The sequence below is a fragment of the Streptomyces aureus genome, from assembly GCF_001418135.1.
Lineage (GTDB): Bacteria > Actinomycetota > Actinomycetes > Streptomycetales > Streptomycetaceae > Streptomyces > Streptomyces aureus_A.
Genome location: NZ_LIPQ01000011.1, coordinates 1 through 19,210 on the forward strand (window position 1 = coordinate 1; position 19,210 = coordinate 19,210).

Consider the following 19,210-nt stretch of genomic DNA (forward strand, 5'->3'; position numbering starts at 1 on the left):
CCACGTGAGATGACGCCTAAGTCAATAGGCGATGTCATGTGACTTAATCAGCACTACGGGGTGGCTTGAGTTCAACACTTGAAGATGCGGCCCTCGACCTCATCGCAGTCGCTGGCTGATCACCTTGGAGACGCCGTCACCCTGCATGGACACGCCGTACAGCGCGTCCGCGACCTCCATGGTCCGCTTCTGGTGGGTGATCACGATCAGCTGCGAGGACTCCTGGAGCTCCTGCATGATCCGGATCAGCCGCTGGAGGTTGGTGTCGTCGAGCGCCGCCTCGACCTCGTCCATCACATAGAACGGGCTGGGCCGCGCCTTGAAGATCGAGACCAGCAGCGCCACGGCCGTCAGCGAGCGCTCACCGCCGGAGAGCAGCGAGAGCCGCTTGACCTTCTTGCCGGGCGGGCGGGCCTCCACCTCGACGCCGGTGGTGAGCATGTTGTCGGGGTCGGTGAGGACGAGCCGGCCCTCGCCGCCCGGGAAGAGGCGCGAGAAGACGCCCTCGAACTCACGGGCCGTGTCCCGGTAGGCCTCGGTGAAGACCTGCTCGACCCGCAGGTCGACCTCCTTCACGACCTGAAGCAGATCGGTCCGGGTCTTCCTCAGGTCCTCCAGCTGCTCGGAGAGGAAGCGGTGCCGCTCCTCAAGGGCCGCGAACTCCTCCAGGGCCAGCGGGTTGACCTTGCCGAGCTGGTGGTACGCCCGTTCGGCGGCCCTGAGACGCTTCTCCTGCTCCGAACGGATGAAGGGGCGCGGCTCCTCGGCCTCCTGGGAGTCCGTGTCCTCCGCGGAGTCCACACCCTCCGCGCCCCCGACGGCCGGCGACGGCGGTACGGGCTGGTCCGGGCCGTACTCGGCGACCAGCGCGGTCGCCTCCACGCCGAACTCCTCCAGGGCCTTCGACTCCAGCTGCTCGATCCGCAGGCGCTTCTCCGCGCCGAGCACCTCGCCCCGGTGCACCGAGTCGGTCAGCTTGTCGAGTTCCGCCTTGAGGTCGCGGCCCCGGGTCCGGGCGGCCGTCAGGCCCTCCTCCCGGTCGGCCCGCGCCGCCTGCGCCACCACCCGCTCCCGCTCGGCGCGGACGAGCGACACCTCGATGTGGGCCAGGAGGCTCCGGGCGCCGGCGGCGACCGCGCCCGCGACCCGCTCCTCGTGGCGCAGCCGGGCGCGGCGCTGCTCGGCACGCGCGCGTGCCTCCCTTTCGGCGCGGGCGGCCCGGTCGAGCGAGTCGGCCCGCCCGGCGAGCCCCTTGACCCGCTCCTCGTGGGTACGGACCTGGAGGCGGGCCTCCATCTCGGTCTGGCGCGCGTTGGATCCGTCGATCGCGAGCCGGTCGCGGGTGGCGGTGTCGGGCTCCTCGTCCCCGCCCTCCCCGAACGCCGCGGCCTCCTGGGCCACCAGAAGCCGTTCGGCGAGTTCCTCCGCCTCGGCGGTCGCCTTCTCCAGGGCCTCCTGCGCGCGGGCGGCGGCGGCCGCGGTCCGCTCGGCCTCCCCGGCCGCTCCCCTGGCCTGGCCGGCGAGCCGGCCGAGCTGCTGGGCGACGGCGGACTTCTCCCGTTCGGCGGTACGGCGAAGGGTGTCGAGTTCCTCGACGCGTGCGGCGGCGGTACGGCGCCGCTCGTCGGCCTGACTCTTGGCGGCCGCCAACTCCTCGCAGCGTACGGCCAGTTCGGCGAGTTGGGCGGCGGCCTCGTCGACCGAGGCCTGGACTTCGAGGAGGCTGGGGGCGCCCGCGGAGCCGCCCTGCGCGAAGTGCGCCCCGAGCAGGTCTCCTTCGAGGGTGACGGCGGTCGACGCGGGGCGGGACCTGACGAGTTCGGCGGCCTGGTCCAGGTCGTCGACGACGACGGTTCCGGCGAGCAGCCGGCGGACGGCTCCCATGAGTTCGTCGGGGCCGCGGACGAGGTCGGCGGCGTACGGGTGCCCCTCGGACGCGGGGACCGCGGTCTCTCCGGAGCGGTCAGGTTCGGGGGCTCCGGTCAGGAGCAGCGACGCGCGGCCGGCGTCCTGCTTGCGCAGCAGGCGGAGGGCTTCGGCGGCGGCGGAGGGGCCGGTGGCGGCGACCGCGTCGGCAGCGGCGCCGAGGGCGGCGGCGACGGGGATCTCGTATCCGGGGGTGACGGTGAGGAGTTCGGCGGCCGGGCCGAGGAGTCCGCTGAGTCCGGCGGTGAGCAGGGCGCCCGTGCCGTCCTTGCGGCGCAGTCCGAGGGCGAGGGTCTCGTGCCGGGCCTGGGTCGCGGCGCGGCGGCTCTCGGCGGTGGCGACCGCCTCGCGGGCGGCGCCGAGGGCGGCCTCCGCGTCGGCCAGTTCGCGGCGGGCGGCCTCGTACCGCTCGCCGTGCTCGGTGTCCGCGGCGTCGAGGCCGTCGACCTCGGCCTTGAGCTGCTCGTACTCCTCCTGGGCGGTGACCGCCCGCTCCCCCGCCTCGTCCCGGGCGGCGGCGAGCCGGTCGATCTCGGCCTGGGCGGAGGCGGCGCGCGAGCGGGCCGCGTTGACCTGGCCGTGGAGGCGGGCGAGGCCCTCGCGCCGGTCGGCGAGGGCGCGGGCCAGGTCCTTGAGCCGGCGCTCCTCGGACGCCAGCGCCTGTTCGAGCTCGGCGCGGTGGGCGACGGTGTCCTCCAGGGCGCGCTCGGCCGCCTCCAGGGCGGCTTCCAGCTCCGCCTCCTGCTCGCGGACGCGGGCCGCCTCGCGCTCCAGGTCCTCCGGGTCGCGGCCACGGCGTTCGTCCGCGGGTGCGGCGGTGGCGCTCTTCACGCGCGCGTCGGCGAGGGAGACCGTGCCGCGGACGCGTTCGGCGAGCTGGGAGAGGGCGTACCAGTTCTGCTGGGCGCGTTCGAGTCGGGGCACGAGCGCGCGTGCCTCGGCCTCCAGCGCGGCCTCGCGGGCGAGCGCGGCCCGCAGGTCGGCCTCGGTGGCTTCCTTACGGGCGAGCAGGGCCGCTTCGTCGGCGACCTCGGCGGTGAGGGCCCGCTGGAGCTGGACGAGGTCGTCGGCGAGGAGGCGGAGCCGGGCGTCGCGCAGGTCGGCCTGGATGACGACGGCGCGGCGGGCGACGGCGGCCTGCCGGCCGAGGGGCTTGAGCTGGCGGCGCAGTTCGTCGGTGAGGTCCTGCACGCGAGCGAGGTTGGCCTGCATCGCGTCGAGCTTCCGCAGCGCCTTCTCCTTGCGCTTGCGGTGCTTCAGGACGCCGGCGGCCTCCTCGATGAACGCGCGGCGGCCCATCGGGTCGGCGTGCAGCACGGAGTCGAGCTGCCCCTGGCCGACGATGACGTGCATCTCGCGTCCGATGCCGGAGTCGGAGAGCAGGTCCTGGAAGTCGAGCAGCCGGCAGGTGTCGCCGTTGATCTGGTACTCGCTGCTGCCGCCGCGGAACATGATGCGGGTGAGCGTGACCTCGGCGTAGTCGATGGGCAGCGCGCCGTCGGAGTTGTCGATGGTGAGGGACACCTCGGCACGGCCGAGCGGGGGGCGCCCGGTCGTGCCGGCGAAGATGACGTCCTCCATCTTGCCGCCGCGCAGCGACTTGGCGCCCTGCTCGCCCATGACCCAGGACAGGGCGTCCACGACATTGGACTTGCCCGATCCGTTGGGGCCCACGACACAGGTGATTCCCGGCTCGAACCGCAGCGTGGTGGCCGAGGCGAACGACTTGAATCCGCGGAGGGTCAGGGCCTTGAGGTGCACGCCCGGGACTCTACCGGGGCTCGTGCGTTTCACCCGCGAAGGTGTAGGGCAGATCCTCGGGTGAGGAGGGGTGGGACGGGAGGGGAACGGCGGGTGAAAGAAAGAAGGGACGCCGAAGCGCCCCTTGCATGTCTGCTCTGCCGACATGAGTGTTCAGATGGCTGCCGACATGAGTGTCCATGCGGCCGTGCCGGCGTGAGTGTTCCCCACCTGGCCCTTCGGGGCTGGGTTGTCAGGTGAGCGCAGGCTCCGCCTGGGGTACGTCGAGGTCGATGCTGTTCAGCAGTGACTCTCCCTGGTGCTGAGCGGCGGCAGCGGCAAGCGAGTCGTTCTCGGACTGGATCCGTACCAGCTCGGATTCCAGGTCCTGGACGCGCTGCTGAAGCCGTCGCATCTCGGCGAGGAGTCGCGGGTCGGAGCCGCCGACGTAACCGAGAAGCGCCTTTGCCATGATGGATGGTCCTCCACAATGAGTGACCGACCGAAGCGGTTGGGTCGTGAGGGATTTCGCACCCGCGGTGCTCGGCAGTACTGCTTGTCGTGCCGGTTCCACTGCCAAACAGCTAAGGTGCGCGGGGCTTCCAGAGTCTCACCAAAAAGTTTGACGGTCAACACGATCACGCCCCGTTTGAAGGGGCGACCGAGGAGTCCCGGGCCGCTCAGCGGGCGGCGGGGCCTCATGAACTCGGTGCCTCAGGGCGTCGCGATCATCCTTACCCGGCAGCCTTCCATGACGGCCGCTCCTTGGCAACCACCAGGCGGTTTCCCCGCCACCCGGCTGTTACCGCGCGTCCTTTCGAGGCCTCGCTCGGTCACCGGGAGGGGTGTCGGAGAGTGATCGTCAGCGGATGGCGAAGCCGTCGTAGCCGCCGCGCGGGGTGGCCCAGATCTCAGTGACGCCGTCGACGCGCCCGGGTGTGTCGGCGGAGTGGAGCCAGGCGAGCAGACGGTGGCAATTCTCACGCGCCCCTTCGGCCACCACCTGCACGCGGCCGTCGTCGAGGTTCAGGGCGAAGCCCACCAGGCCGCCGATCTCCAAAGCGTTTGCCCTGGTGAACCAGCGGAAGCCCACTCCCTGTACCCGGCCGCGTACCCAGGCGGTCATCCGAACGTCGTCACTCATGCCTGCACGCTAACGGGCGGATTGCCAGATGAGCACATCGGCCCCCGGCCCTCATGGACTACAGTCCCGACCGAACACGCCTCACCCATTCGAACCCGCCCTGTTCGATCGCCGGTCCGAAACGGTACCGAGAGCAAAGATCAGCAAAGGCCACAGGGCCGGCACAGGACCACAGCAGGACCAGCAAGAGGAAGGCAGACCAGATGGGACGCCACCGTCGCGCCGGAGCCGCACCCGCCGCAGAAGACTACGCGGACGGTTCGGACCGCCATCACCGGGGTGCCCGCCGCAAGCGGCGCCCCGTGCGCACCGGCCTGCTCGGAGCCTCCGCCGCCGTCGCGGTGGGCGCCATCGCGGTCGCCTCGGGCCTGCTGCCCGGCGGGGACACCTTCAACGTCGGCAGCGCGGGCACGAGCGAGCGCCCGAGCCAGTCCCGGCAGGCGCCGGAGCTGATGACGCAGGGCGGGTCCACGCAGACCCCGACCGGCGACTCGGGCGGCGCGCGTGCGAGCGCGAAGGCGAGCGCGGGCACGGACAAGGGCAAGGCGGCCTCGCCGTCGGCGACCCCGTCCGCGAAGCCGACCCCGAAGGCGACGCCGACCCCGACGAAGGCGCCGACGAAGGCACCGGTCAAGGCCCCGACGAAGGCGCCGGCCAAGCCGGCGGCCCCGAAGAAGACCACGGCCGCACCCTCGCCGAAGGCCCCCGCGCCGAAGCCGGAGCCGAAGCCCGACCCGACGACCGAGGCTCCGGTCGAGACGACCGCGGCCCCCTCCACCGCCGACCGCGGCGTGGCCGCCGAGGCGGAGGTCGTCCGGCTGGTCAACGTCGAACGCGCCAAGGTGGGCTGCTCGCCGGTGAGCGCGGACTCCCGGCTCGCGGCGCTGGCCGGGGCGTTCAGCTCGGACATGGCCGCCCGCGGCTTCTTCGACCACACGGACCCGGACGGGGCCACCCCGTGGGCGCGCGCCGAGAAGGCCGGCATCTCGGGCCTCGGCGGCGAGAACATCGCCCGCGGCCAGGCCGACGCGGCGGCCGTGATGGAGTCCTGGATGAACAGCGACGGCCACCGCGCCAACATCCTGAACTGCGACTTCACCACCGTCGGCGTGGGCGTCCACTTCGCCGACGGCGGCCCCTGGTGGACCCAGGACTTCGGCTACTGAGATTCCCGCAGGCCTGAGCCCCGCACATGCGTGTGGGCCGTCCCCGGGGCCGCGATCGGCACCCGGGACGGCGCGAGGCGAAGGCCGAGCGGAAGAAGTAGCGATAGGGCCCGTCACCTTCCCGGTGGCGGGCCCTTTCGCGTGTTCACGTCACCGATCCTCAGGCGGCGGCCTTGCCGGCCACGAAGGTGCGGGCCGTCAGGGCGACGCGGCGGCCGAGGTGTTCGGCGGTGGCGACATCGGCCTTGTGGACGCCCTCGGGGCCCAGGTCGGCCGGGGTCTGGCCGGCGGCGCCGGAGAAGAAGCCGAGGCGGTTGATGTCGTTCTCGGAGGCCTCGCTGGTGTTCCAGCCGGGCTTGAGGCCGAGGTTGATCCAGTTCATGCCGTGCTGGCCGGCGAGGATCTGGAAGTACTGCAGGGTGTGCAGCTTGTCGCCGCTCTTGGAGCCGGAGTTGGTGAAGCCGGCGGCGAGCTTGTCCAGCCAGGTGTCCGCGAACCAGCGCTTCGAGGAGTCCTCGGCGAACTGGTGGAAGGCGCCGGAGGCCGTACCCATGTAGGTCGGGGAGCCGAAGACGATCGCGTCGGAGGCGTCGAGCAGCTCCCACTCGGCCTCGGTGATCCCGTCGACCTTGATCAGGTGGACGGTGGCGCCCGCCTCGACGGCACCGTCGCGGACGGCCTCGGCCAGGACCGCGGTGTGGCCGTAGCCGGAGTGGTAGGCGATGGAGACGACGGGGGTGGTCACAAGAGGCTCCTCGAACGAGAACAGATCTGAGAACAGGTTTGAGACCAGGTCTGGGAACAGGCCTGTGGGGACGCCCAGAAGTAGAGCACTAACTTTTGGATAGCGCAACCCATTGGTTAGCGCATGCCTGGCAGTGAGCGCTGTGCGGGAGTACGGTGGAGGGCATGACTGACGACCTCGCCTACGACGTGTTCGCGCGCGCCTGCCCCTCGCGCGGCACGCTGGAGCACGTGACGGGCCGTTGGGGCAGCCTGACCCTCGGCGCCCTGTACGACGGGACGTTCCGGTTCAACGAACTGCGGCGCCGGGTCGACGGCGTGAGCGAGAAGATGCTGTCGCAGACCCTGCACGCCCTGGAGCGCGACGGACTCGTCCATCGCGAGGCGCAGCCGACGAATCCGCCGCGGGTCGACTACCGGCTCACCCCGCTCGGCCGCGAGATCGCGGAGCGGCTGATCGGCCTGATCGAGCTGGTCGAGGGCCGGATGCCCCAGGTCGAGGCGGCCCGGCAGAGTTACGACGCGGAGCGCGAGACCCCGGTCGGCGCCTGATCCTCGGACGCGCCGGCGACGTCGGGCGCGCGCGACCGCGACCTCAGGCGCCGGCGCGCGGCGGTCGCTGGCAGCGGGGGCAGAAGTAGCTGGAGCGGTTCATCCACGCGCGGCGCCGCATCGGCGTACCGCAGCGGTGACAGGGCTCGTCCTCGCGCCCGTAGGCGTCGAGCGAGCGGTCGAAGTAGCCGGACTCGCCGTTGACGTTCACGTACAGGCTGTCGAAGCTGGTGCCACCGACTTCGAGGGCCGCGTTCATCACGTCCCGGACGTGCCCGAGGAGTTCGGCCGAGCGCGGCCGCGTGAGGGTGGCGGTCGGCCGGTCGTAGTGCAGCCGGGACCGCCAGAGCGCCTCGTCGGCGTAGATGTTGCCGACGCCGCTGATCAGCGACTGGTCGAGCAGCGCCCGCTTGACCGTCGTACGGCGCAGCCGCAGCGCGCTGTGGAAGGCGGCGTCGTCGAACTCGGGGTCCAGCGGGTCGCGGGCGATGTGCCCGATGACGTCCGGCAGTCCGTCGGGGGTCTGGTCGTGGAGCGAGAGTCCGCCGAAGGTGCGCTGGTCCACAAAGCGGAGCTCGGTGCCGGCCGCGCCCCGGACGGAGTCGCTGTCGGATGCCGCGAAACGGATCCGGATGCGGAGGTGCTTCTCGTCCGCGGCGTCCTCCGGCTGGACGAGCAGCTGCCCGCTCATGCCGAGGTGCCCGAGGACGGAGGTGCCGGTCTCGGCGAGCGGCAGCCAGAGGTACTTGCCGCGACGGCGCGCCACCCCGAACCGCTGCCCCTTCAGCCGGGCCGCGAAGTCCGCGCCGCCCGCCGGATGACGCCGTACGGCCCTGGGGTGCAGCACCTCGACCTCGGTCACGGTCCGTCCGGCGACCCAGCGTTCCAGACCCCGCCGTACGACCTCGACCTCGGGCAGCTCGGGCACGGGACTCCTCCGGACGTACGTCTTCGACAGCGGTTCAACCCTACCGGGGGCCGGCCCGCGAGAAGGACGGGAGGGAGGCGGGAACGGAGGACGGAAAAGAGGACGGGAAAAGACGAGAACCCCGCCCTGGGGCGGGGTTCTCGGGAAGCGAGGGTGCGGCCGTCAGGCCGACGCCCGGTGGGCGGTCGGAGAGGGGTCGGCGACCTCTCCCGTTCCTGCCTCGGCCGCGGCCTTCGCCGCCGCCGCGCGTTCGTCCGCGGCCGCGCGAATCGCGCGCCACGCGGACTCCGCCGCCTGCTGTTCCGCTTCCTTCTTGCTGCGGCCGGTGCCGGTGCCGTACGAGACACCACCGACGCGGGCGGCAGCAGTAAAGGTCTTCTCGTGGTCCGGGCCCTCTTCGGAGACGAGGTACTCCGGAACGCCCAGACCCTCGGCCGCGGTGAGCTCCTGGAGACTGGTCTTCCAGTCCAGGCCGGCACCGAGGTTCGAGGACTTCTCGATCAGCGGGTCGAAGAGCCGGTGCACCAGCTCGGACGCCGCGTCGAGGCCCTGGTCGAGATAGACCGCGCCGATCACCGCTTCAAGGGTGTCGGCGAGGATGGACGCCTTGTCCCGGCCGCCCGTGCCCTCTTCGCCCCGGCCGAGCCGGATGAAGGAGCCGAGTTCGAGTTCGCGTCCCACGTCCGCCAGCGCACGCGAGTTGACCACCGCTGCCCGCAGTTTGGCCAGCTGGCCTTCCGGCAGGTCGGGGTGGGTCCGGTACAGCGTGTCCGTGACCACCAGGCCGAGCACGGAGTCCCCGAGGAACTCCAGCCGCTCGTTGGTGGGCAGACCGCCGTTCTCGTACGCGTACGAACGGTGGGTCAGCGCACGCACCAGAAGGGCGGACTCGAGCTGATAGCCGAGCCGCCCTTCCAGAAGCGTGTGGGACGAGGCATGGTCCGTCTTGTCGTCCGTCTTGCGGGACTCAGACATTGCGCCTCTCACCAGCCCAATCAGACCGAGAGGACCTGGCGCTTGTTGTAGGTGCCGCAGCTCGGGCACGCGATGTGCTGCAGCTTCGGCTCCTGGCAACGCTCACACGAAACCAGGGTGGGGACCGCAGCCTTCCACTGCGACCGGCGGTGGCGCGTGTTGCTGCGCGACATCTTCCGCTTCGGAACAGCCACGGCTACTTCTCCTGCTTCTCGGCGGCGCTTCGGACGTCCCCGTCAGAGGCTTTGCCGCTCATGTTGTCCTTCTCATCGGTTCCCAGCGAACCGGCGAGTCCCTGCAGTGCCGCCCAACGAATGTCGACGGCGTCATGGTGGTGGTCCGGGTTCTCGTTCAGGTTGGTTCCACACTCGGAACACAGGCCTGCACAGTCCTCCCGGCACACCGGCTGCATCGGCAGTGCGAGCACCACCGCATCACGCAGCACGGGTTCGAGGTCGAACATGCCGTCCTCGAGGGGGATCATGTCCTCGTCTGCCTCGGCTTCGTCGTCCGCGGCCGCCTTGGAGCGGCCCCGGTCGTCGGAGTCGGGGTACGAGAACATCTCCTGGAAGTCCACATCGAGCTCCAGCTCGACGGGCTCCAGACACCTTACGCACTCCCCCTCGGCCGATGCACGGGCGGTGCCTGTGACAAGCACCCCTTCCATGACCGACTCAAGACGGAGATCGATTTCCACCGGAGCGCCCTCGGGCACTCCGATCACTCCTTCGACGCCCAGTTCCCCGGGGGCCTCGATCGAACGCGAGAGCCGCTGGAGGGCACCAGGACGCCGCCCCAGCTCGTGCGTGTCGAACACGAGGGGGTTGCGGTGGTCGAGGCGCGTGCTCAGGGCTCTTCCTGCTTTCGAGATCGTGCTGCGTCGAGGAGGCTGCCAGACGTGGGCAGCATGGATCGCGGAGATACGCGCGACCGAAGAGCCAGGATACTGGACGCTTCGCTCAGGGCCCAATCCGGGCCTTGGGGCCTTACCGACCCCGCGCTACTGCCCCTGTTCGTAGCGGCGCAGCTGCTCCAGGTCGATCATGCTCGTGTCGAAGAAGCTCGTCTCGTCGAGCGCGGCGCCCTGCTGCTGGTGCCCCTGCGGGTGGACCTGCTGCTGGACGGGCTGCTGGTACGCGTACGGGTCCTGCTGCTGGTAGCCGTAGGGGTCGGCGTGCTGCGGCTGCTGCTGGTACGCGTACGGGTCGGGCTGCTGCTGGACCTGCTGGTAGCCGGCGTACGGGTCGGGCTGCTGCTGCACCTGCTGGTACGCCGCGTACGGGTCGGGCTGGGGCTGGGGCTGGGACTGCTGCTGGGCGGGGATCTGGACCGGCTCGGGGTCCGAGAGCTCCGCGAGTCCGGCCAGGTAGTCGGAGTCGCTGGTGTGCACGGAGCCGCCGAGACCCTCCTGGGCGGCCATGTGCTCACCCAGCGCGTCGGTGGCGATCCGGCCGTGCAGCTTCTGCCGGCCCCGCCCGACGGCCTCCAGGGTCTTGCTGAGCACCGCCTCGAAGGCGCCGAGCTTGGCGTCGACGTACTCGTCGGCCCGGTGGATCAGGGTCTGGGGGTCGGCGCTGTACTCGGGGGCGTCCTCGTCCGCGTAGCCGTTCTGGTCGAGACCCGGGCCCCGGCCGAGGAGCTTCTCGCGGCCCCGGTCGACGGAGCCGATCGTCTTGTTGAGGACGACCTCGAAGTTCGCCAGCTTGGAGTCGACGTAGTCGTCGGCCTCGGCACGGACCTCCTCGGCCTCGCGGCGGGCCTCGGAGAGGATGCGGTCGGCCTCCTCCTGCGACAGCCGGGCGACCTGGGTGTCGGAGACGATCGAGCCGCGCTCGGCGTGGGCGGCCTCGATGATCCGCTCCGCCTCCTGGCGGGCCTGCTCGACCATGTGCTCGCGGCCGCCGATCAGCTCCTGGGCCTGCGCGAGGGAGCCGGGCAGGGCCTCCCGTACCTCTTCGAGCAGGGCGAGCAGCTCGGCTCGATTGACCACGCAGGATGCCGACATGGGCATGGAGCGGGCGCCCTGCACGGTCGCGACGATCTCGTCGAGCTTCTTCTGTACGTCCACCGGGTGCTCGCCACTCTCTACAGCTGGATGGAGACGGACGGGACGACTGTAAGGGCAGTCGGTGCCCGTCCGACACCGGGTGACGGAGCGTCAGCGGCGGTGGCCGCGCGTCACTTCTGGGCCAGGCGCTCGGTGAGCCGGCCGAAGACCGCCGGGGGCACCAGGTGGGAGACGTCGCCGCCCCAGGCCGCGACCTCCTTGACCAGCGAGGACGACAGGAAGCTGTAGGTCGGGTTGGTGGGGACGAAGAGGGTCTCCACACCCGTGAGGCCGTTGTTCATCTGGGCCATCTGCAGTTCGTAGTCGAAGTCGCTGACCGCGCGCAGTCCCTTGACGATCGCGGGGATGTCGCGCTGCTTGCAGAAGTCGACGAGCAGCCCGTGGAAGGACTCCACCTCGACGTTGCCGAAGTCGGCGGTCACCTCGCGGATCAGTTCGATCCGCTCGTCGACCGTGAACAGGCCCTTCTTCGACTGGTTGATCATCACCGCGACATGTACGACGTCGTACAGCTTGGAGGCGCGGGCGATGATGTCGAGGTGTCCGTTGGTGATGGGGTCGAATGACCCCGGACAGACGGCGCGGCGCAACTTGGGTCCCTCGCTCTCCGGTCCGGTCATCGTGCGTCTTCGCACGTAGAGGCGGCGCGACCGTACCAAAACGTTCCCTCGCCGTAACGACGGGCCCGCAGTGGTTCGAAACCGGCCGGCCAGCCGAATTCTCCGCCCCTGGTGCTGCGCTCCACGGTGACGAGGGCGTCGTCCGCGAGCCAGCCCCCCGAGCGGAGTGTGAGGAGAATCTCGCGAAGATCCTCGTCGGTGACGGCGTACGGCGGGTCGAGAAAGACCAGGTCGTACGGGTCGGAGGGCGCCGGTCCCGTCACGATCTGCTCCGCTTTGCCGGTGCGGAGTTCCGCGCCGGGCAGCCCGAGCGAGGAGATGTTCTCGCGGATGGTGCGCGCGGCGCGCGGTTCGGCCTCGACGAGGAGGGCGTGGGCGGCTCCCCGGGAGAGCGCTTCGAGGCCGACGGCGCCGGAGCCGGCGTACAGGTCTGCGACCCTGGCCCCGTCGAGGGTCCCGAGGAACGCCCCCCAGGTGGAGAAGAGGCCTTCGCGCGCCCGGTCGGAGGTGGGGCGGGTGCCGTTGCCGGGCGGCACGGCCAGGCGGCGCCCGCCGGCGGTGCCGGCGATCACGCGAGTCATCGGTGTCCTCGTCCTGCGTCGTCCAGTGCGTACGTCTCAGGATATGACCGCGGTCCACACCGCGCGGTCAGCCCTTCTCCAGGTACTCCTCCCGGTCCTTGTCGAGCAGGGCGTCGAGCGCGGTGCGCAGGCCCGGGTGGGCGGCGAGGTCCGGGTCGGCGAGGACGAGGGCGGTGGCCTCCTCGCGGGCGGCGGCGATGACCTCCTCGTCGTCGATGACGGTGAGCACCCGCAGGGAGGAGCGGACGCCGGACTGGGCCTGGCCGAGGACGTCGCCCTCGCGTCGCTGTTCGAGGTCGATACGGGAGAGCTCGAAGCCGTCGAGGGTGGCGGCGACGGCGGCGAGGCGCTGGCGGGCGGGGGTGGCCTCGGGCATCTCGCTGACGAGGAGGCAGAGGCCGGGCGCCGAGCCCCGGCCGACGCGGCCGCGGAGCTGGTGGAGCTGGGAGACGCCGAAGCGGTCGGCGTCCATGATCACCATGGCGGTGGCGTTGGGGACGTTGACCCCGACCTCGATGACGGTGGTGGCGACGAGGACGTCGAGCTCGCCCGCGGCGAAGCGGCGCATGACGTCGTCCTTGTCGTCGGGGTGCATGCGGCCGTGCAGGACGGCGATCCGGAGTCCGGTGAGGGGCCCCGTGCGGAGCTTCTCGGCGACGTCGAGGACGGCGAGCGGCGGGCGCTTCTCGGCCTCGTCCTCGGCGGACGCCTTCGCCTTCTTCTTCTGGTCCTCCTCGTCGCCGATGCGGGGGCAGACCACGTACGCCTGGTGTCCCTTCCCGACCTCCTCGCGGACCCGCTCCCACGCGCGCGTGAGGAAGTGCGGCTTGTCGGCGGCGGGCACGACGTGGGTGGCGATCGGGGAGCGTCCGGCGGGCAGCTGGTCGAGGACGGAGGTCTCCAGGTCGCCGAAGACGGTCATGGCGACGGTGCGCGGGATGGGGGTGGCGGTCATCACCAGGAGGTGCGGGGGCTGCTTCCCCTTGCCGCGGAGGGCGTCGCGCTGCTCGACGCCGAAGCGGTGCTGTTCGTCGACGACGACCAGGCCCAGGTCGTGGAACCGCACCTTGTCCTCGATCAGCGCGTGGGTGCCGATGACGACGCCGGCCTCGCCGGTGACCAGGTCGAGGAGGGCCTGCCGGCGGGCCGCCGTGCCCATGGAGCCGGTGAGCAGGACGACCTTGGTGGCCCGGTCGGCGCCGCCGAGCATCCCTCCCTCGGCGAGCTCGCCCATCATCTCGGTGACGGAGCGGTGGTGCTGCTGGGCGAGGACCTCGGTGGGGGCGAGCATGGCGGCCTGTCCCCCGGAGTCGACCACGGCGAGCATGGCGCGCAGCGCGACCATGGTCTTGCCCGATCCGACTTCGCCCTGGAGGAGGCGGTGCATGGGGTGTTCGGTGGCGAGGTCGTCGAAGATCTCCTTGGAGACCTTCCGCTGGCCGTCGGTGAGGGTGAAGGGCAGCTTGGCGTCGAAGGCGTCGAGGATGCCTCCGGGGACGGGCCGGCGGGCGACGGCGGGGAGTTGGGTGTCGGCGTGCCGGCGGCGGGCGAGGGCGACCTGGAGGACGAAGGCCTCGTCCCACTTGAGGCGCTCGCGCGCGGTGGCGATGTCGGCCTTGGTGCGGGGCCGGTGGATGAGCCGGAGGGCGTCGGGGAGCTCGGCGAGACCGCGGCCCTCGCGCAGGGCGTCGGGGAGCGGGTCGACGGCGTCGACGGCGCTGGGCAGGACGGCGTCGACGGCCTTGGCGATCTTCCAGGACTCCAGCTTGGTGGTGGCCGGGTAGATCGGGATGAGGGCCCCGGCCCAGACGTCCACGGCCTCCTCGCTGTCGCCGCGGAGGAGTTCGTACGACGGGTGGGCGAGCTGGAGGCGCCGGTTGAAGAGCGAGACCTTGCCGGCGAACATCGCGCGGGTGCCGGGCAGCAGGTCGTGGTGCGGCTTGTGCACGCCCTTGCCGAAGAAGACCAGCTGGAGCCGGCCGCTGCCGTCGGTGATGGTCACTTCGAGGCGCTGGCCGCGCCCCTTGGAGCCGTTGAAGGTGTGCACACGGGCGTCGGCGACCTGCGCGACCACCGTGACGTGCTCGTCGAGCGGCAGGTCGGCGAGGGTCGTCAGCTCCCCCCGCTCGGCGTACCGGCGGGGGTAGTGGTGGAGCAGGTCACCGACCGTGTGCAGGTCGAGTGCCTCGGCCATGACCTTGGCGGTGGCGGGGCCGAGGGACTTCTTGAGTGGTTCGTCGAGCGCGGGCACGCGTTCCATTGCACACCACGCGACCGACAGTCGTCCCGGAGGCTGTGGGCAACCACCGGGAAAAGGCGCTATTCCACCCCGATGAGCAGCGGCGGAGCGCCGGCGCCCGCGTGGTACGTGGTGGTGTCGACGGCCAGGTAGCCGCGCCGGACGTGGGCCTCCAGGTCGGGGGCGAGTCCGGGCGGGGTGTCGTCGGCGACGACGAGGGTGACGAGTTCGCCGCCGGCCGAGAGCATCCGGTCCAGGACGGTGCGGGCGGTCTCGGTGAGGTCGGTGCCGATGACGGCGACGTCGCCCTCGATGAGACCGAGGACGTCGCCGGCCTGGCAGACGCCTGCCGAGGTGAAGGACTGCCGTTCGGCGACGGCGAGTTCGGCGTAGCGGGTGGCTCCGGCGGCGGCCGTCATGGCGACGACGTCCTCGTCGAAGCGCCGGTGGGGTTCGTGGACGGCGAGGGCGGCGATGCCCTGGACGGCGGCCCGGGTGGGGATGAGGGCGACGCGGATGCCTTCCGCCCTGGCGCGCTCGGCGGCGGCCGCCGCGGCCTGCCGGAGGTCGGTGTCGTTGGGCAGGAGGACCACCTCGCGTGCGTGGGCCCGCCGGATCGCGTCGAGGAGTTCGTCGCCGGCGGGCTGTTCTCCGGGCAGGGTCCGTACGGTGGTGGCGCCCGCCTCGGCGCAGAGCCCGGCGAGGCCCTCGCCGGGGACGACGGCGACGACCGCGCGCTGGGCGCGCTCCGCGCGCGCGGAGGCGGCGGCCGAGTCGGCGGCGAAGTGGGTGATCCGGATGCGGTGCGGCCGTCCGGCCTCGACGCCGGCCTCGACGGCGGCGCCCGCGTCGTCGACGTGCACATGGACGTTCCACAGTCCGTCCCCGCCGACGACGACGAGGGACTCCCCGAGGGCGTCCAGCCGGGACCTGAGCAGCTCCACGGCCTCGTCCCCGGCCTCCAGGAGGTAGATCACCTCGTAGGCGGGCCCGTCCCCGGCGGGGCAGTCCTCCGGGGGTGCGGGCGCGACGCGCGTCCCGGTCACGGGCGGCGGGGTCTGTCCGGTCACGGTCTCGAGGAGGGCGCCGAGGACCGTCACGAGGCCTCTGCCGCCCGCGTCGACGACTCCGGCGCGTGCGAGGACGTCGAGCTGCCCCGAGGTGGCGGCGAGGGCGGTCCTGGCCCCGTCGTGGGCGTTCCTGGCCACGTCGACGAGCCCGCCGCCGGCGGCGCAGGCCCCGGCCGCGGCGCTCGCCACGGTGAGGATGGTGCCCTCCACGGGGTGGGCGACGGCCCGGCGGGCCGCGCTCGCGGCCTCGCCGAGGGCGCGAGCGAGGTGATCACCGTCACAGCCGTCGGCGAGGACGCCCGCCATGCCGCGGAGGAGCTGGGACAGGATGGTGCCGGAGTTCCCGCGGGCTCCGAGGAGGGCGCCGTGCGCCATGGCCCGTACGGTCTCGGCGGTGTCGGGTGTGGGCGCGGAGGCGGCGAAGACGGCCTCGACGGCCTGGTGGGCGGCCTCCGCCGTCAGGTACAGGTTGGTGCCGGTGTCCCCGTCCGCCACGGGATAGACGTTGATCGCGTCGATCTCCTCGCGCTCCCGGCCGAGCGCGTCCAGCGACCGCGCGCACCAGGACCTGACCGCTTCGGCGTCGAGCTCGACGAGCTCCTCGAAGGGGTGAAGGGCTCGCGACAACGGGGGGTCCTCCTTCGGCGGTGAGCTCACCGCAGGGTAGACCCGAGGTGTCCCTCCCCCAAGCTCTCGGCTTCGCTCGGGCAGGGGGGACCCCCGGTGACCTGGGCCCGGGGCGAGGTCCGCCGAGACCATGGTAGTTTCGTTCCACCGAGCCAGCCGTTGTATGCTGCTTCGGTTGCCTGGTTCACACCGGGCCATCCCCCGGCAAGCCACTTCAGACTCCTGATTCCGGTGCGCCGGATTTCACTGTAATTCTGAAGTCTTTGGAGTGACCCGTGGCTGCCAACTGCGACGTCTGCGGCAAGGGGCCGGGCTTCGGCAACAACATTTCGCACTCGCACCGCCGTACGCCTCGTCGCTGGAACCCGAACATCCAGCGTGTGCGTGCCGTGGTCGGTCGGACGCCGAAGCGGCTCAACGTCTGCACCTCGTGCATCAAGGCCGGCAAGGTCTCGCGCTAATCGCGACGTGTTCTGTCGTAGCGCAGCCCTGCGGTTGCCTTGAAAGGCCGGTTCACCTAGGTGAACCGGCCTTTTGCCTTGCCCGGGTACGGAAGGCCGCCGGTGTGGGCACCGACGGGGCCCTCACTCCCTGAACCGCCAGCCGTGGTCGACCGGCCCGATGCCCGCGCCCAGCGCGAATCCGGCACCGATGGCCCCCGTGACGTACTCCTTGGCCTCCCGTACCGCCTCCGGCACCGGGAGCCCCTTGGCGAGCCCGGACGCCACCGCGGAGGCGAGGGTGCAGCCCGTCCCGTGGGTGTGCCGGTTGTCGTGACGCGGAGCGCGCAGCCAGTGCTCCTCGGAGCCGTCCGTGAGCAGGTCCACGGCCTCCCGGCCGGTGGGCAGGTGCCCGCCCTTGATCAGCACCCACTCCGGCCCGTACGACAGGATCGCCTCGGCCGCGACCCGCATGTCGGCCTCCTGGACGACGTGGACGCCCGTGAGCTGTGTCACCTCGTCCAGGTTCGGGGTGGCGACGGTGGCCCGGGGCAGCAGCTTCGTACGGACGGAGTCGAGCGCGCTCTCGGCGAGCAGGGAGTCCCCGTGCTTGGAGACGCCGACCGGGTCGACGACGACCGGGGCGCCGGTGTCGCCGAGCAGCTCGGCGACGGTCTCCACGAGGACGGCCGAGGCCAGCATGCCGGTCTTGACGGCCTGGACGCCGATGTCGTCGACGACGGCCCGGTACTGGGCGCGTACGGCCTCCACGGGCAGCTCCCAGACGCCCTGGACGCCCCGCGAGTTCTGGGCGGTGACGGCGGTGAGCACGCTCATGCCGTGGACGCCGAGCGCGAGCATCGTCTTCAGGTCGGCCTGGATGCCGGCGCCGCCGCCGGAGTCGGATCCGGCGACGGTCAGCACCAGCGGCGGCGGGGAGGTCACTCGGTCTCCCCGAAGTGGTCCCAGCCGCCCACGCTGTGCCAGGGCGCGCCGTCCACGGTGACCTGCGGCAGCGCGGAGGGGTTGAGGACCTCGCCGATGACCTTCCAGCGGGCGGGCAGCTTCACGTCGGGCGGGAAGGTGGCCACGATGGCGTGGTCCTCTCCCCCGGTGAGCACCCACTGCATGGGGTCGACACCGACGGCCTGGCCGATGTCGTTCATCTGGGTCGGGATGTCGATGAGCCCGGAGCGCAGGTCGATGCGGACCTTGCTGGCCTCGGCGATGTGGCCGAGGTCGGCGATGAGGCCGTCGCTGACGTCGCACATGGCGGTGGCGCCGAGACCGGCGGCCGCGGGTCCCGCGTGGTAGGGCGGTTCGGGCCTGCGGTGGGCCTCGACGAAGGCGCGCGGCGAGCGGAAGCCCCGGGAGAGGACCGCGTAGCCGGCGGCGGACCAGCCGAGCCAGCCCGTGTAGGCGACGACGTCGCCGGGCTGGGCGCCGCCCCGGGTGACCGGGTCGTGGTTGCGCAGATCGCCGAGCGCGGTGATGGAGACCATGATCGTGTCGCCCCGGACGACGTCGCCGCCGACCACCGCGGCGCCCGCGACCTGACATTCGTCGCGCAGCCCGTCCATGAGTTCGGTGGGCCAGGTGACGGGGAGTTCGGCGGGGACGACCAGGCCGAGGAGGAGCGCGGTGGGGACCGCGCCCATGGCGGCGATGTCGGCGAGGTTCTGTGCGGCGGCCTTGCGGCCGACGTCGTACGCCGTCGACCAGTCGCGGCGGAAGTGACGTCCTTCGAGAAGGATGTCCGTGCTGGCCACCACGCGCCGGTCGGGCGCGGAGACGACCGCGGCGTCGTCGCCCGGCCCGATCCGTACCGCCGGGGTGGAGGTGAGCCGGGACGTGAGCTCCTTGATGAGCCCGAACTCGCCCAGCTCTCCGACTGTGCCCTTCACCGCGCCTCACCTCGTGTCTTCGTGCCGGCCGGCGGGCGGGGGCGCGTCTGTTCGCGCCGCGGGTCGCGGGCCGTCACCGTGCTGGGTACCGTCAAGTAGACCGTCAACTTCTGTCCTGCGTACGCCACCCCGCGAGCGCCTCGGGACGCGCAGGTCTCCCCGCGGCCCGCGGCGACGCGGTACCGTGGCGTCCCTTTCTCCCACAAGATCCTCGTGGTCGCCCTGGAGGTTCCGTGGTTCAGGCGTACATCCTCATCCAGACCGAGGTGGGCAAGGCGTCGACCGTCGCCGACACCATCTCCAAGATCCCGGGGGTGCTCCAGGCGGAAGACGTGACCGGTCCGTACGACGTCATCGTGCGTGCGCAGGCCGACACGGTCGACGAGCTCGGCCGCATGGTGGTCGCGAAGGTCCAGCAAGTGGACGGCATCACGCGCACCCTCACCTGCCCGGTCGTTCATCTGTAGCCCCCGTCTACGCTTGGCC

Annotated in this window: 19 protein-coding genes; 4 read left to right on the forward strand and 15 right to left on the reverse strand. The window is 71.7% G+C overall.

All coding sequences use genetic code 11. The features are described 5' to 3' along the window. Window positions 1–99: 99 nt before the first annotated feature. The 3 genes from smc to AOK00_RS01205 form a co-directional block, all read right to left on the reverse strand. On the reverse strand, window positions 100–3,687 hold the full coding sequence (gene smc / locus AOK00_RS01195) for a chromosome segregation protein SMC (RefSeq protein ID WP_055598461.1): 3,588 nt from the start codon (window positions 3,685–3,687) through the stop codon (window positions 100–102). A gap of 232 nt (window positions 3,688–3,919) precedes the next feature. Continuing rightward, entirely contained in the window at window positions 3,920–4,138 is a 219-nt protein-coding gene (locus AOK00_RS01200; RefSeq protein WP_015036455.1) for a hypothetical protein, read from the reverse strand. 390 nt (window positions 4,139–4,528) lie between these two features. Continuing rightward, the gene (locus AOK00_RS01205) at window positions 4,529–4,810 is read right to left on the reverse strand and encodes an acylphosphatase (RefSeq protein WP_030325609.1); all 282 of its coding nucleotides are present in this window, start codon (window positions 4,808–4,810) and stop codon (window positions 4,529–4,531) included. 203 nt (window positions 4,811–5,013) lie between these two features. Here AOK00_RS01205 and AOK00_RS01210 point away from each other — a divergent pair, with 203 nt between their 5' ends. Then, on the forward strand, window positions 5,014–5,976 hold the full coding sequence (locus tag AOK00_RS01210) for a CAP domain-containing protein (RefSeq protein ID WP_055598462.1): 963 nt from the start codon (window positions 5,014–5,016) through the stop codon (window positions 5,974–5,976). Between the two features lie 160 nt (window positions 5,977–6,136). Here AOK00_RS01210 and AOK00_RS01215 read toward each other — a convergent pair whose 3' ends face one another. Further along, on the reverse strand, window positions 6,137–6,721 hold the full coding sequence (locus AOK00_RS01215) for a flavodoxin family protein (RefSeq protein ID WP_055598463.1): 585 nt from the start codon (window positions 6,719–6,721) through the stop codon (window positions 6,137–6,139). Window positions 6,722–6,885: 164 nt separating this feature from the next. On the opposite strand from AOK00_RS01215, the gene AOK00_RS01220 reads away from it, so the two are divergent. Beyond that, on the forward strand, window positions 6,886–7,272 hold the full coding sequence (locus tag AOK00_RS01220; RefSeq protein WP_055598464.1) for a winged helix-turn-helix transcriptional regulator: 387 nt from the start codon (window positions 6,886–6,888) through the stop codon (window positions 7,270–7,272). 43 nt (window positions 7,273–7,315) lie between these two features. On the opposite strand, the gene mutM is transcribed toward AOK00_RS01220, so the two are convergent. The 9 genes from mutM to AOK00_RS01265 all read right to left on the reverse strand — a co-directional run bounded on the left by mutM (window position 7,316) and on the right by AOK00_RS01265 (window position 16,380). Beyond that, window positions 7,316–8,200 carry a bifunctional DNA-formamidopyrimidine glycosylase/DNA-(apurinic or apyrimidinic site) lyase gene (gene mutM, locus AOK00_RS01225; RefSeq protein ID WP_055598465.1) on the reverse strand — a complete coding sequence of 295 codons (885 nt, stop codon included), beginning with the start codon at window positions 8,198–8,200 and terminating at the stop codon, window positions 7,316–7,318. Window positions 8,201–8,362: 162 nt separating this feature from the next. Then, window positions 8,363–9,175, reverse strand: a complete 813-nt coding sequence (gene rnc, locus AOK00_RS01230) for a ribonuclease III (protein WP_015036449.1) — start codon at window positions 9,173–9,175, stop codon at window positions 8,363–8,365. 20 nt (window positions 9,176–9,195) lie between these two features. Next, window positions 9,196–9,369 carry a 50S ribosomal protein L32 gene (gene rpmF / locus AOK00_RS01235; RefSeq protein ID WP_015036448.1) on the reverse strand — a complete coding sequence of 58 codons (174 nt, stop codon included), beginning with the start codon at window positions 9,367–9,369 and terminating at the stop codon, window positions 9,196–9,198. Between the two features lie 2 nt (window positions 9,370–9,371). Further along, window positions 9,372–10,046: a YceD family protein gene (locus tag AOK00_RS01240; protein WP_055598483.1), complete on the reverse strand. Its 675-nt coding sequence runs from the start codon at window positions 10,044–10,046 to the stop codon at window positions 9,372–9,374. A 129-nt stretch (window positions 10,047–10,175) separates the two neighbouring features. After that, window positions 10,176–11,243: a hypothetical protein gene (locus AOK00_RS01245; RefSeq protein ID WP_055598466.1), complete on the reverse strand. Its 1,068-nt coding sequence runs from the start codon at window positions 11,241–11,243 to the stop codon at window positions 10,176–10,178. A gap of 110 nt (window positions 11,244–11,353) precedes the next feature. Then, window positions 11,354–11,833, reverse strand: a complete 480-nt coding sequence (coaD, locus tag AOK00_RS01250) for a pantetheine-phosphate adenylyltransferase (protein ID WP_187623233.1) — start codon at window positions 11,831–11,833, stop codon at window positions 11,354–11,356. Between the two features lie 26 nt (window positions 11,834–11,859). Next, window positions 11,860–12,444: a 16S rRNA (guanine(966)-N(2))-methyltransferase RsmD gene (rsmD, locus tag AOK00_RS01255; RefSeq protein ID WP_030325594.1), complete on the reverse strand. Its 585-nt coding sequence runs from the start codon at window positions 12,442–12,444 to the stop codon at window positions 11,860–11,862. A 67-nt stretch (window positions 12,445–12,511) separates the two neighbouring features. Further along, a complete protein-coding gene (gene recG / locus AOK00_RS01260; RefSeq protein WP_055598468.1) occupies window positions 12,512–14,704 on the reverse strand; it encodes an ATP-dependent DNA helicase RecG in 2,193 nt (730 codons plus the stop codon). Window positions 14,705–14,763: 59 nt separating this feature from the next. Continuing rightward, complete coding sequence (locus AOK00_RS01265) at window positions 14,764–16,380, reverse strand: DAK2 domain-containing protein (RefSeq protein WP_055598469.1); 1,617 nt, start codon at window positions 16,378–16,380, stop codon at window positions 14,764–14,766. A gap of 275 nt (window positions 16,381–16,655) precedes the next feature. On the opposite strand from AOK00_RS01265, the gene rpmB reads away from it, so the two are divergent. Next, complete coding sequence (gene rpmB / locus AOK00_RS01270; RefSeq protein WP_015036441.1) at window positions 16,656–16,841, forward strand: 50S ribosomal protein L28; 186 nt, start codon at window positions 16,656–16,658, stop codon at window positions 16,839–16,841. A gap of 123 nt (window positions 16,842–16,964) precedes the next feature. Here the strand turns inward: rpmB and thiD are convergent, their stop codons facing one another. Both thiD and AOK00_RS01280 read right to left on the reverse strand, forming a co-directional pair. Beyond that, window positions 16,965–17,765, reverse strand: coding sequence for a bifunctional hydroxymethylpyrimidine kinase/phosphomethylpyrimidine kinase (gene thiD / locus AOK00_RS01275; protein WP_055598470.1), 801 nt, complete (start codon window positions 17,763–17,765; stop codon window positions 16,965–16,967). Then, a complete protein-coding gene (locus tag AOK00_RS01280) occupies window positions 17,762–18,724 on the reverse strand; it encodes a thiamine-phosphate kinase (RefSeq protein ID WP_055598471.1) in 963 nt (320 codons plus the stop codon). Before AOK00_RS01280 ends, thiD begins: the two co-directional genes overlap by 4 nt. A 233-nt stretch (window positions 18,725–18,957) precedes the next feature. Here AOK00_RS01280 and AOK00_RS01285 point away from each other — a divergent pair, with 233 nt between their 5' ends. Next, window positions 18,958–19,191 carry an Lrp/AsnC family transcriptional regulator gene (locus AOK00_RS01285; RefSeq protein WP_015036438.1) on the forward strand — a complete coding sequence of 78 codons (234 nt, stop codon included), beginning with the start codon at window positions 18,958–18,960 and terminating at the stop codon, window positions 19,189–19,191. Window positions 19,192–19,210 lie beyond the last annotated feature (19 nt).